Genomic DNA, 12111 nt, shown 5'->3' with positions numbered 1-12111 from the left:
GTGGCCGGAGTGCCCAACCGGGGTGGCCGGGACGATGCCAACTGAGGGCCACAATCAGGTGACATCGCGGGATTTCATCCGGTCTGTCCCTCCGCGTCGCCGGACGGCGGCGGCCAGGCGTCGCCCCAATCCGCGTCGCGGGCGGCCTTGTAGAGCGTTCCGTGGCGTTTTGTCACCGTGTCGCGGTGCAGGAACTCGTCGGGACCGCACAGGTCGAGGAGCACCTGGCCCTTGCGGATCTGGGGACGCCGGACCACGCGGGAGACGGCGGGGCGCACCGGGAAGCGGGCCGCGGCGACATAGCTGAACTTCTCGTCCTCGTAGGCCAGCGAGCCGCCCTTGACCTGGCGGTGCAGTGAGGAGCGGCTGACCCGGGCCGAGAAGTGGCACCAGTCCTCGCCGGGGACGATGGGGCAGGCGGCGCTGTGCGGGCAAGGGGCGGCGATGTGGAAGCCGGCGCGGATCAGGCGGTCGCGCGCCTTGATGACGCGGGCGTAGCCGTCGGGGGTGCCGGGTTCGACGATCACGACCGCCTGGGCGGCGGTCGCAGCCGTGTCCACGACGGCGGCACGGTCGGCCTCGGTCAGCTCGCCGAGGACGTACGAGACCGTGACGAGATCAGTGCTCTCCATGGTGAGCTGCGATCCGATACGAGAGCGGCGCCACTCGGCGGCCTTGAGCGCCGGGAGGGCGGCAGCCATCTCCCGGCCGAGCGCCAGCGCGGGCTCGGCCCAGTCGAGCACGGTGACCGGGCGTTCCCCACCCCAGGTGGCGCTCACGGCCCAGGTCGCGGCGCCGGTCCCGCCGCCGACGTCCACATGGCTCGCGGGCACCCAGCCGGGGGCGGCGTCCGCGAAGGCGCCGAGCGCGGCACACACCGCCTCGAAGGTCGCGGGCATCCGGTAGGCGGCATAGGCGACCACGTCGGAACGGTCCCGCAGCACGGGTGCGTCGGTCGGGGTCCGCCCCCGGTAGTTCGCGATCAGCCGGTCCACGGCCTGCGCGGCCTGCCGGGACGGAAGCCCGTCGAGCAGCCTGGCGAGGGCGGCACGGAGGGCGTCGGCCGGGGAGTCGGGGGCGTTCACGTGGAGATTCTAGGATGGTGAGCGGTGCTCACTTCGGAGAGCGACGCTTTTGAGAGCGCTGCTCACTTTGGAGAGCGATGCTCACTTCGGAGAGCAGCGATCCTGGCGACGCAGCGGCTCGGACGACCCGAAGTCGCCGGGCCGACTTCGTCCGACAGTTGAGCCGGCTCGAAGGGAGGAAAGGGCCGGAATACCCTGACTTGTACAGGAGGCGATGGTGATCAGACATGGCCCACCGACGCAAGGTCCCCGGCTCACGCCTTCGTGATGCCTCCCGGCTCGCACTGGCCGGTGTGGTGGCGGCCGTCCTGTCGCTGGGCGCAGGTCCTGCCCCGGCCCCCTCGGGCCACGTCTCGACGATCGACGCGGCGACCCACCGGATGACCGTCACGGATCACGGCCGGACGGTGATGACCTTCGCCGTGGGCTTCGGCAAGCCTCTCTTCCCCACTCCGTCCGGAACGTTCCACGTGCTCGGCAAGGACGCGGTCATCAGGATGACCTCGTGCAGCGCGAAGATCACGTGTGATCCGCACAGTGCCGACTACTACGCCCTCACGGTCCACTGGGCGGTGCGCCTGACCAGCGCCGGTGTGTTCGTCCATGCGGCACCCTGGGACCACGCCATCGGCCGGGCCGACACCTCCCACGGCTGCATCCACCTGAGCACGGCGGACGCCCACCGCTTCTACGACTTCAGCCGGATCGGCGACACGGTGATCGTCAAGAACACCGGCGGCCACGCCCGCAGCCCGAGCGGCCCGTAGAGCGAAACGGAGCCGCCGCAGGAGACTGAGCCGCCGACACCAGCGCTCACCTACAAGAGCGGCTCTCTCCCCCGAGAGCGCCGCTCACGCCTCGTACCGCCCGGGCCAGCCGATCCCCCGCCCGCGCCCGGGGCCCGTTGTCCGGCCCCCGGCGGCGCGGATGCACGCTGTTCGCGAGCAGCACCAGGAACGTGTCCGTCGCCGGGTCCAGCACCAGTGACGTGCCCGTGAAGCCGGTGTGGCCCGCCGCGCCCCGCCCCGCCAGCTCCCCCATGAACCACGGCTGGTCGACCGCGAAGCCCAGCCCCGGCGGGGTCAGCATCAGCTCCACGAAATCGGGACCCAGGATCCGCGCCGTCCCGTACGAGCCGCCGGCCAGCAGTGTGCGGCAGAAGACCGCCAGGTCCCGCCCCGTGGAGAAGAGGCCCGCGTGCCCGGCCACCCCGCCGAGCGCCCACGCGTTCTCGTCGTGGACGCGGCCCCGCACCATTCCCCGGTCGGCCTTGGCCCAAGGCCGCCGCTGGTCCTCCGTCGCCGCCGCGTCCGGACACGGACCGAAGCCCGTCGCGGTCATGCCCAGCGGCCGGGTGATCCCGTCCCGGACGAGCACGTCGAGGGTGCGGCCGGTGACGCGTTCCAGGACGTGCTGCAGGAGGAGCGGGTTCAGGTCCGAATAGCGGTACGACGTGCCGGGCGCGCTCACCGGCGCCTCCGCCCGCAGCAGCGCGAGCCGCTCCTCGTGCGACGCACAGTCGTACAACGGCAGTTCGGGCCGCAACCCGGAGGTGTGGGTGAGCAGGTGCCGTACGGTGATCCCGGCGTCCGCCGCCGCCCGGAACTCCGGCAGGTACGCGTCCACGCGGGCGTCGACGCCGAGCGTGCCCCGCTCCAGCTGCTGCACCGCGGCGACCGCCGTGAACAGCTTGGTCAGCGAGGCGAGGTCGAAGGGCGTGTCCACGGTCATCGGCACCCGCTCCTGCCGCGGCAGCTCCACACCCCGGTCGGTCCGCTCGTCGTAGGCGGAGTAGCGGACCGCCCAGCCGACCGCCTTCTCCACGGCGATCACCGGTCCGCGCCCGGCGACCACCACGGCGCCGGCCGCCCAGGGGCGCTCCCCGGCGACGGCGGCGTGGACCTCGCGTACGAGAAGACGCAGTTGCTCCGCGTCGAGCCCGGCTTTCTCCGGGGTGTCGACGCGCAGTCTCGGTGCGCTCAGCTCTCCTCCCCCAAGCTCTCGGCCGCGTGTGCGTTCCAGGGACGGCACAGTGCCACGAAGCAGGCCATCGCCACCAGTGCCGCCGCCAGTTGGACGACGGCCATCGGGACGGCGGTGTGCTCACCGGCGACCCCGACGAGCGGCGAGGCGACCGCGCCGATGAGGAAGGAGGTGGTGCCGAGGAGCGCGGAGGCGGAACCGGCGTTGTGGCGGGTGCGCATCAGCGCGAGTGCCTGTGTGTCGGGCAGGGTGATGCCCATGGCGGACATCAGCACGAACAGTGTGGCGGCGACCGGTGCGAGGCCGACGTCGCCGAGGGCGCCCGTCGCCATCAGCAGCAGCGCGGTCGCGGCGAGGGTGACGACCGTGAGGCCCACCGCCAGGACCCGCCTTCGGTGTGCGGTGCGGCGCAGGGCGCGGCCGTCCCCGGCTCGGTTATGTGGTTCTCCGGCTGCTCCCTGTCGTGCGTGGTGCGGCCACGCTCGGGCATGTGCTCCTCCCTCGGTGTGCGGTCCGCCGCTCATGGTCTCAGCCGGCAGGGGGTGGACGGGACGGTGTACCGAGGGGCGGACACGCCGCGCGCGAGGCGCGGCGTCCTCCGGGCGCGCGGGAAGCGGCGACCTGGACGGCGCTTTGTCGACAACTCAACTTCCACAAACGGAATGGAAGACTCCGCACCATCTGGGCTCATAACGGGCTTACGCTGTGCCCATCTACACCGGAGCTTCACACTTGGAGCACTGGAATTCCGCACGCCACACCCATGGGGGGGGAGACGGCGGCCGTTCCGTGGTCCGGCAGGGGGTGGACCTCGCGCGGGACCGCGAGGTACGCGCCGGGCCGCGGAACGGCTGCCCATGCTCCTCGCCTCAGCGCCGGTGGCGGCCGTCCTCGGCGGCTCTGCGCCGCCCGCGCCCGCGTAGCGCGTAGACCCCGCCGGCCAGCAGCGCCGCCACTCCCCCGGCCCCGCCGATCAGCCCCCACGACGAGCCGCCGTGCGCCGCGGCGGCCGACCCGTGGGCCGACGCCTGTGGTCCCGGCGCGGGTGTCGCCCTCGCCCCGCCCTCGCTGAGCGGCTCGGCCAGGGTGCCCACGGGCTGGAGCTTCCCGGCGTGCGCGAAGCCCCAGTCGAGCAGGGAGGCGGTCTCCTGGTAGACGCCGTTGCCGCCGGGCTCGGGGTGCATGACGGTCACGAGCAGGGTGCGCCCGCCACGCGTGGCGGCGCCGGTGAAGGTGTTGCCCGCGTTGCTGGTGTACCCGTTCTTGACGCCGATGAGGCCCCTGTAGGCGCCGAGGCCCCAGGCACCGGTCAGCAGGCGGTCGGTGTTCTGGATCTGGAACGTCTTCTTCCCGCCCGCCGGGAAGTTCGCGATCCGTGTCGAGCAGTAGCCCCGGAAGTCACCGTTCTTCAGGCCGTGGCGGGCGAACAGCGTCAGGTCGTACGCGGAGGAGAGTTGCCCGGGGTGGTCGAAGCCGTCGGGGCTCACCACATGGGTGTCCAGGGCCTGCAGATCCTCGGCCTTGGCCTGCATCTCGGCGACGGTCTTCGCGATCCCGCCGTTCATCATGCTGAGGACATGCACCGCGTCGTTGCCGGAGCGCAGGAAGACGCCGAGCCACAACTGCTCGACGGTGTACGTGATTCCGGGCTTGATGCCGACCAGGCTGGAGCCGGCCGGGATGTCGGCGAGGTCGGCGTCGGTCACCGTGTGGGTCAGGGTCCGCTCGAACCTCTTCAGCAGGGTGTCCGCGAACAGCATCTTCAGCGTGGAGGCGGGGGCGAGCCGCCGGTGCGCGTTGCACGCGGCGAGCACCGCACCGCTGTCATGGTCGGCGACGAGCCAGGAGCGGGCGGTGAGCTTCTTCGGCAGCGGGCCACCCCCCTGCACCTGGACGCCGGCCAGACCCAGCCGTTCGCCTCCGATGGTGGGGGCCGCCGCCGCGGACGCGGGCGCGGCCAGGGTCAGCGGCGCGGCGGCGGCGAGCGCGAGCACGGCGCGCCGGGACGGCCGCGCGTCGGACGGGGAAAGCGGAGAGGAAAAACGCACGCCGGGACGGTACAGAGCGAATCACCGGTGACGCACAGCGGGATGACAAAGGCGCGGCAAAGGCCGGGTCATGTCCGGAAAACGTCCGTGGCGCAGAACACACCACTCACCAGGGGTTTCCCGGAACCACACCGTCAACCGCCGAAGATTGCGCTGTCTTGGGGAAATCCGGCCCGGGCACCGCTTTCCCAGCCCTCACGCATCTCTTACTCGGGGCCGTCGGCCGGTTCGCCCCGGCACATGGCCGGACCCACGGCGGGCCACCGCCCAGGTGCGCTCACCTCCCCAGGATCCGGTCCACCTCGGCCAGTTGCGCCGCGGCGAGCGGCCCCTTCCCGAGCGCGCCGGCATTCTCCTCGGCCTGGGCGACCGAGCGGAAGCCCGGGATGGGGACGGTGAGCGGGCTGCGGGCCCAGATCCAGGCGAGGGCGCCCTGGGCGAGCGTACGGCCGCCGCTGGTGAGGACGTCCCGCAGGGCTTCGACACGCCGTAGCCACTCGCCGTCGGCGCCCCCACCCTCGGTGAAGCCCGGCAGCCAAGCGGGCGGGGCGTTGCGGATGTCGCCGGCTTCGAGGACGCGTCCGGCGCGGTGCTTGCCGGTCAGCAACCCCATGGCGAGGGGGCTGCGGTTGATGCTCGCGAGACCCGACTCCTCGCACAGGGCGAGGAGTTCGGGCGCGTCCTGGAGGATGTTCAGGCGGTGCTGGACGGCCGTGCAGTGCTCCCCCACGGCGAACACGGCGGCGCGGGCCGGGTCGTCGGTGTTCCACGCGTACGCGCGGATGAGCCCTTCCCGTACGAAGTCCTCGCAGGTGTCGCGGAGTTCGGCCGCACGTTCCGGGTCCGCGTCGGACAGGTGCAGCTGGTACAGGTCGATGTGGTCGGTGTCGAGGCGGCGCAGGGAGGCGGTGAGCGCGCGGCGGGCGTACGCCGGTGAGTCGTCGCTGCCGGTGAGCAGCCGGCGTTCCTCGTCGATGACGTTGCCCCACTTGGTGGCCACCACCACGTCGGCGCGCCGTTTGCCGAGGGCGCGCGCGAGGACGCGCTCGCTGTGGCCGGCGCCGTAGGCGTCAGCCGTGTCGAAGAAGGTGACACCGAGGTCGAGGGCGCGCCGTATCGCCCGTACGGACTCCTCGTCGTCGACCTTCCCCCAGCCGAGGGGCTGTCCGTCGAGCGACGCCCACTCGCCTCCGACGGCCCAGCAGCCGAAGCCGAGGGCGCTGACCCGGATACCGCTTCTTCCCAGTGGCCTGACGTGCTCGAAGCTCTCCATGCCGGTGACCGTAGGAGTTGGAGCGCACACGAGGGCAAGCCCGCAGGCCGGGAGCGGGGCGCCCCGCCACCCGAACGGCACCGCCGAACAGGCCGGAGCGGTGTCGGAGATGGGAGCGTGGGAACGCGGAGGGGACTGTTCCTGTTGTCTGCCAGGGAGTGACCGTGACGTGTTTCGACCGACGTGACGTGGGGCTGCTGCTGCTCAGGCTGGGTGCCGGCGGGGTGCTGGCGGCGCACGGCGCGCAGAAGCTGTTCGGCTGGTTCGGCGGGGGCGGGCTCGAGGGCACCGGGCAGTGGATGGAGTCCGTGGGCTACCGGCCGGGCAAGCGGAGCGCGCTGGCCTCCGGGCTGGTGGAGGCGGGCGGCGGCACCCTGCTGGCGCTGGGCCTCGGGACCCCGGCGGCGGGCGCCGCGGTGGCCGGCGGCATGGCGGGGGCCACGGCCGTGCACGCCCCGCAGGGGTTCTTCGCCCAGGCCGGCGGTTACGAGTACCCGGCGTCCCTCGGCCTGACGGCGGCGAGCCTGGCGGTCACGGGACCGGGCCGGCTCTCCCTGGACTCGCTGCTCGGTCACGCCTTCAACCGCGACTGGATGGTCCCCGCGGCGTTCGCCGTGACGGCGGCCGGGACGGCGCTGGTGGTCGGGGCGCGGGCCAAGCGGCTGCGGCAGCAGACGGAAGGCGAGCAGGAGGCGCTCTTCGAGGAGTGACCGTTGCCATGACAGTCTGCGGGCATGAGCGATCAGGTGACGTCCGCGGACCTCTGGGAGTCGATCGACCGGCTGCACATGTGGCTGGACGCCAACCGTGCGCGTGACGGCGCGGACGGGCTGCTGTTGCGCGTGCTGAAGCTGTCCGAGGAGGTCGGCGAGGTCGCGCAGGCGGTGATCGGCGCGACCGGCCAGAACCCACGCAAGGGCGCGTCGCACAGCTGGCAGGACGTGCAGGCGGAGCTGTGCGACGTGGTGATCACCGCGCTGGTGGCACTGCGCACGCTGACCCCTCAGGCGCGCGAGGTGTTCACGGCGCACCTGGAGGGGGTCAGGGCACGCTCGCTGGGCTCCTCCGCCGAGTGAAGGTGTGTCAGGAACGACGCGGCCTCGTACTGTATCCGCGTGACCACCCCGGCCCTTCGCCCCCAGTCCCTGCTGCTCAGCTTCCTCGGTGACGAGGTGCTGGGCCGCGGGGTGTGCGTGTACACGGGGAGCGTCATCGAGGTGTTCCGGCGCGCGGGGGTCGGTGAGCAGGCCACCCGCTCCACCCTCACCCGGATGGTCGCCCGCGGTCTGCTGTCCCGCCGCCGTGAGGGGCGGCGGACGTACGTCGGCCTCACCGACCGCTCGGAGGCGATCCTGCGCGACGGGGAGCGGCGCATCTGGAAGACCGGGGCGGTCAACCGGGACTGGGACGGCACCTGGACCCTCCTCGGTTTCTCGCTCCCGGAGTCCTGGCAGCGCCAGCGGCACGATCTTCGGTCGCAGCTGACCTGGGCGGGGTTCGGGGCGTTGTTCAGCGGGCTGTGGATCGCGCCGGGCGAGGTCGATGTGTCCGGGATCGTGGCCGAGCTGGGGCTCGAGGCGCATGTGAAGGTGTTCCGGGCCCGGGCGGACGCCGGCACGGACATCGCCGGGATGATCGACGAGACCTGGGACCTGCCGGAACTGGCCGTCCGCTACCGGGAGTTCGAGGCGTCCTGGCGGCCGTTCGCCTCGGGCGGCGCGGACGTCACCGCGCAGGACGCCCTCGCGCTGCGGCTGCGGCTGACCGCCGAGTGGCTGCAGGTGATCCGCAGCGACCCCCGGCTGCCCGTACGGCATCTTCCGGGCGACTGGCCCGCGGTCGGGGCGGAGGAGACGTTCCGTGCGGTCCACGCCCTGCTGGACGCGCCCGCCAGGGACGCGGCGCGCCTGCTGATCGAGACGGTTCCGGCGGAGTAGGGCCCGTCTTTCGGCTCCCCGCCCACTCGGGCCCCCTGCGGCAGGCATCCGAAGTGATGTTGTGCATTCCATTGACGCCCGCAAGATTTCGGCCCTACATTCCCTGACGTTCAGTGCACTGAGTATCCGCACCGCACGATCCGTCCTCCCGCTCCCGAGCCGCCCAGACAGGAGCCGACGCATGCGCGCCCGCACTCGTCCCCGCACTCGTCCCCGTACTCGACTCCGCATCGCCCTGGCCGCCCTGGCCACGGTGGCGTCCGCGGTCCTGACCACCCTGCCCGCACCGGCCGCCCAGGCGGACCCGGGAGCCACCCACCTCACCGGCACCCTCGCCGACGGCGCCACCTGGATCGCGGACGTCCCCGCCCGCTGGAACGGCACCCTGCTCCTGTTCAGCCATGGCTTCGGCCCCACCGTCGCCCGGGACGCCCCCTCCGACGCCGTACGCACCGAGCTGCTCGCCGAGGGCTATGCGACGGCCGGGTCGTCGTACGACCCCCATGGCTCGATGTGGGCCCTGAACAGCGCCGAACGCGACCAGTTCGCCACGCTCGACGCGGTGACCGCGAAGATCGGAACCCCACGGCGCACCCTCTCCGTCGGCCAGTCCATGGGCGGCCTGGTCAACGCGCAGATCGCCCGTGACGGCGCCGGCCGCGTCGACGGCGCGCTCGGGCTGTGCGGCCTGGTGGCGGGCGGTACCGACCTGGACAACTACCAGCTCGACGCCGAGTACACCATCGCCCGGCTGCTCCTGCCCGGGCAGGACGTCGGCCTGGTCCGCTTCGGCTCCGCCACCGACGCGGCCGCCACCGCGAAGAAGCTCACCGACGCCGTCACCGCCGCCCAGGCCACCCCGCAGGGCCGCGCCCGGATCGCGCTCGTCGCCGCCTTCCTGAACCTGCCCGCGTGGGCGCCCGGTGAGACCGCCCCCGCGCCGGCCGACTGGTCGGGGCAGGAGGAGCAGCAGTACGCGTGGTTCGCGCAGGGCATCCTGTCCTTCGTCGAAGGGGGCCGGTACGCGATCGAGCAGTCCGCCGGCGGCAACAACTCCTGGAACAAGGGCGTCGACTACGCCCGCCTGCTCGCCGGTTCCGTACACGCCCCGCAGGTCCGCGCCCTGTACGGGGCAGCCGGGCTGGACCTGGGCGCCGACCTGGACTCCCTGACCCGGGGCGCCACGATCACCGCCGACCCCGCCGCCGTGCGCGCCGCGCAGCGCACCTCCTCCGCCGGCCAGGGCCTCGGCGTGCCCCTGCTGGACGTGCACACCGTCGCCGACAACCTGGTCCCGGTCGAGCAGGAGCGGCGGTTCGGCGACCGGGTGCGGGCGGCCGGTGACGGGGCGCTGCTGCGTCAGGCCTACGTCCAGCGGCAGGGCCACTGCACGTTCACCACCGCCGAGACGGTGGCCGCCCTGCACGCACTGGACCACCGCGTCACCACCGGCCACTGGGACGACGCGGCGACCCCGGCCGCACTCCAGCGGTCCGCGACCGCGCTCGGTCTGGACGGGGCGGCCTATGTCCCGTACCGCCCGGCCCGTCTGACGGTCGGCCGCGACCGCCCGGCGCACTCCACCCACCACTGACGTTGGGACCCGCTCATGTCCGACACATCCGCTCCCCCGTCCGCATCCGCTCCCCCGCGCGTGTCGCTCCCGCTCGGCACGCTCGTCGCCGGCTGTCTCGCCGTCTGCCTCGCCCAGATCGGCCTCGCCATGCCGGCCACCCTGAACGGCCTGTTCCAGGAACACCTCCACCCCGTCGGCTCCCAGCTGACCTGGATCTCGGACGCGTTCCTGCTGCCCGTCGCCGTCCTGGAGCTCTCCTTCGGCGTCCTCGGCGACCTCTTCGGCCGCAAACGGCTGCTGGTCGGCGGTGCCGCGCTGCTGTGCGCGGGTGAGGTCGTCGCCGCGGGCGCCTCCGGCATCCACCAGCTGTGGGTGGGCCAGGCGCTGGCCGGTCTGGGCGCCGCCGCGCTCTTCCCCACCTCGCTCGCCATGATCGCGGCCGGCACGCACACCGGCCCCCAGCGGGCGCGCGCCATCGCCGTATGGGCCTCCAGCCTGTCAGCGGGCGGCTTCCTCGCCCCGCTGCTCGGCGGCATCACCGGCACCTACGGCTCGTGGCGCTCGGCGTTCGTGGTGGTGGCGGTGCTGGCGGCGGTCAGCGGCCTGGTGAGCGTGTGGCTCGCCGCCGACTCCCGAGCGCCGGAGGGCCGCTCGCTGGACGTGGGCGGTCAGATCACCATCGGAGTCGGCCTGTTCGCACTGCTGTACGCCGTCATCCAGGGCCCGGCGGACGGCTGGGGTTCGACCCCGGTGATCGTGGCGTTCGTGATCGCGGCGGTGTTCATCGGCCTGTTCGTCCATGCCGAGAGCCGCGCCCGCTCCCCGCTGCTGCGCCTGGACCTGTTCCGCAACCGCTCCTTCGCGATCGCCTCGGTCGTCGCGGTCGTGGGCATGTTCAGCTTCCTGGGCACGGCGTACGCGGCCAGCATCCGGCTCGGTCCGATCCAGCATCAGAGCCCGATGCGTACGGCCTTCGCGTTCCTGCTGCTCAACGGGATCACGCCGGTCCTCACACCGCTGACCTCGCGGCTGCTGCACCGGCTGCCCGCCCGGGCGCTGCTCACCGCCGGTCTGGCGCTGATCGCCGCGGGCGACTTCCTCGCCGCCGGGCTGGACGTCGCCGACCAGAACCTGACCTCCCTCATCCTGCCGCTGGGGCTGGTCGGCATCGGCTTCGCCTTCACCGTCTCGTCCATCACCGCGACAGCCGTCAACACGGTCCCGGTGCCGCTCGCGGGCATGGCGAGCGCGGCCACCAACCTGCTGCGCGACTTCGGCTTCACGCTGGGCCCCGCGGTGATCGGCGCGGTGGCGCTGAGCCAGGCCGCGGCCCGGGTCACCTCCTCGCTGGCCGGCGCCTCCTCGCTGAGCGCGGAGTCGAAGGCGGCGGCGCACGAGGTGCTGACGGAGGGCGGCCCGCTCGCTCTCAACTCGGTGCCCCCGGCCTCCCCGCCGGGCGCGGCCCGCTCCTACGCCCTGGACGCACTCGGCCACGGCTACTCGATCGGGTTCGTGGTGTGCGGCTCGGCCGCCCTGTTCTCGGCGCTGCTGGTGGTGACGGCGCTGCGCGGGCGCACGGCGGAGGAGAGCGCGGCGGAGGCCGCGGGCGACGGGAAGGAGCGGACCGCGCTCGCCACGGGGTGAGGCGCGTGGCGGACCTGGTCGCGGCCCTGGGGGTGTTCGACGCCCCGGGGCCGCGCGGTTTGCACGTCGCGGGCCGTGTGGAAGCGGCCGAGCGGGGCACACGGTGGGCATGGTCGGCGATACGGACGACGACAGGTCGATGCGTCGGCAGGGCTCGAGCGGTCACCGGACGGTGCCGCACACCGCCGATGTGCGGATCGAGGCGTGGGGAGTCAGCCGGGAGAGCTGCCTGGCGGAGGCGGCGACGGGGCTGGTGGACGCCTTCGCGGACCTGTCCACGGCGCGTCCCACGGCCGTGGAGCGCGTGCGGCTGGCCGAGAACGACGACGACGATCTGCTGGCCGCGCTGCTGGAGGAGGTCGTCTACCGGCTGGAGGTTCACGGCCAGGTACCCGTGGACGTGGAGGCCGAGGCCGACGACGACGGGCTCGAGGTGCGCCTGACGGTCACCGGGCTGTCGGACGTGGAGATCACCGGTGCCGTGCCGAAGGGCGTGTCGTGGCACGGTCTGCACATGGGACCGGACCCGTACGGGTGGTCGTGCACGGCGATCGTGGACGTGTGA

11 protein-coding genes and 1 pseudogene are annotated in these 12111 nt (G+C 73.0%); 7 read left to right on the top strand and 5 right to left on the bottom strand.

Annotated features, from left to right (window positions below; genetic code table 11):
* Positions 1–74: 74 nt before the first annotated feature.
* On the bottom strand, positions 75–1085 hold the full coding sequence (locus ACFYZJ_RS03625; RefSeq protein ID WP_388562420.1) for a small ribosomal subunit Rsm22 family protein: 1011 nt from the start codon (positions 1083–1085) through the stop codon (positions 75–77).
* A 227-nt stretch (positions 1086–1312) separates the two neighbouring features.
* Between ACFYZJ_RS03625 and ACFYZJ_RS03620 the strand changes: the two genes are divergently transcribed.
* The gene (locus ACFYZJ_RS03620) at positions 1313–1852 is read left to right on the top strand and encodes a L,D-transpeptidase (RefSeq protein ID WP_388562418.1); all 540 of its coding nucleotides are present in this window, start codon (positions 1313–1315) and stop codon (positions 1850–1852) included.
* A 46-nt stretch (positions 1853–1898) separates the two neighbouring features.
* Here ACFYZJ_RS03620 and ACFYZJ_RS03615 read toward each other — a convergent pair whose 3' ends face one another.
* From ACFYZJ_RS03615 to ACFYZJ_RS03600, 4 genes and pseudogenes are all read right to left on the bottom strand, one after another.
* A complete protein-coding gene (locus ACFYZJ_RS03615; protein WP_388562416.1) occupies positions 1899–3116 on the bottom strand; it encodes a serine hydrolase domain-containing protein in 1218 nt (405 codons plus the stop codon).
* Positions 3065–3460: pseudogene (locus ACFYZJ_RS03610) on the bottom strand (Bcr/CflA family drug resistance efflux transporter); the annotation flags it as partial. The pseudogene ACFYZJ_RS03610 and the gene ACFYZJ_RS03615, both read right to left, overlap by 52 nt.
* Positions 3461–3937: 477 nt before the next feature.
* Positions 3938–5116 carry a D-alanyl-D-alanine carboxypeptidase family protein gene (locus ACFYZJ_RS03605; protein WP_388562414.1) on the bottom strand — a complete coding sequence of 393 codons (1179 nt, stop codon included), beginning with the start codon at positions 5114–5116 and terminating at the stop codon, positions 3938–3940.
* Between the two features lie 277 nt (positions 5117–5393).
* Entirely contained in the window at positions 5394–6389 is a 996-nt protein-coding gene (locus tag ACFYZJ_RS03600) for an aldo/keto reductase (protein WP_388562412.1), read from the bottom strand.
* 164 nt (positions 6390–6553) lie between these two features.
* On the opposite strand from ACFYZJ_RS03600, the gene ACFYZJ_RS03595 reads away from it, so the two are divergent.
* From ACFYZJ_RS03595 to ACFYZJ_RS03570, 6 genes are all read left to right on the top strand, one after another.
* Positions 6554–7099 (top strand): DoxX family protein, encoded by a 546-nt coding sequence (locus ACFYZJ_RS03595; protein ID WP_388562410.1) that lies wholly within the window; start codon positions 6554–6556, stop codon positions 7097–7099.
* Between the two features lie 24 nt (positions 7100–7123).
* The gene (locus tag ACFYZJ_RS03590) at positions 7124–7465 is read left to right on the top strand and encodes a MazG-like family protein (RefSeq protein WP_388562408.1); all 342 of its coding nucleotides are present in this window, start codon (positions 7124–7126) and stop codon (positions 7463–7465) included.
* Between the two features lie 33 nt (positions 7466–7498).
* On the top strand, positions 7499–8326 hold the full coding sequence (locus tag ACFYZJ_RS03585) for a PaaX family transcriptional regulator C-terminal domain-containing protein (protein ID WP_388563361.1): 828 nt from the start codon (positions 7499–7501) through the stop codon (positions 8324–8326).
* Positions 8327–8507: 181 nt separating this feature from the next.
* A complete protein-coding gene (locus tag ACFYZJ_RS03580) occupies positions 8508–9920 on the top strand; it encodes an alpha/beta hydrolase (RefSeq protein ID WP_388562406.1) in 1413 nt (470 codons plus the stop codon).
* 15 nt (positions 9921–9935) lie between these two features.
* The gene (locus tag ACFYZJ_RS03575; RefSeq protein WP_388562405.1) at positions 9936–11546 is read left to right on the top strand and encodes an MFS transporter; all 1611 of its coding nucleotides are present in this window, start codon (positions 9936–9938) and stop codon (positions 11544–11546) included.
* A gap of 109 nt (positions 11547–11655) precedes the next feature.
* Positions 11656–12111, top strand: coding sequence for an archease (locus ACFYZJ_RS03570; RefSeq protein WP_388562403.1), 456 nt, complete (start codon positions 11656–11658; stop codon positions 12109–12111).

Origin of the sequence: Streptomyces sp. NPDC001848 (assembly GCF_042891915.1) — a bacterium.
Lineage (GTDB): Bacteria > Actinomycetota > Actinomycetes > Streptomycetales > Streptomycetaceae > Streptomyces.
Note: the sequence above shows the minus strand (reverse complement) of the source record. Positions and strands in the feature narration are given on the sequence as shown.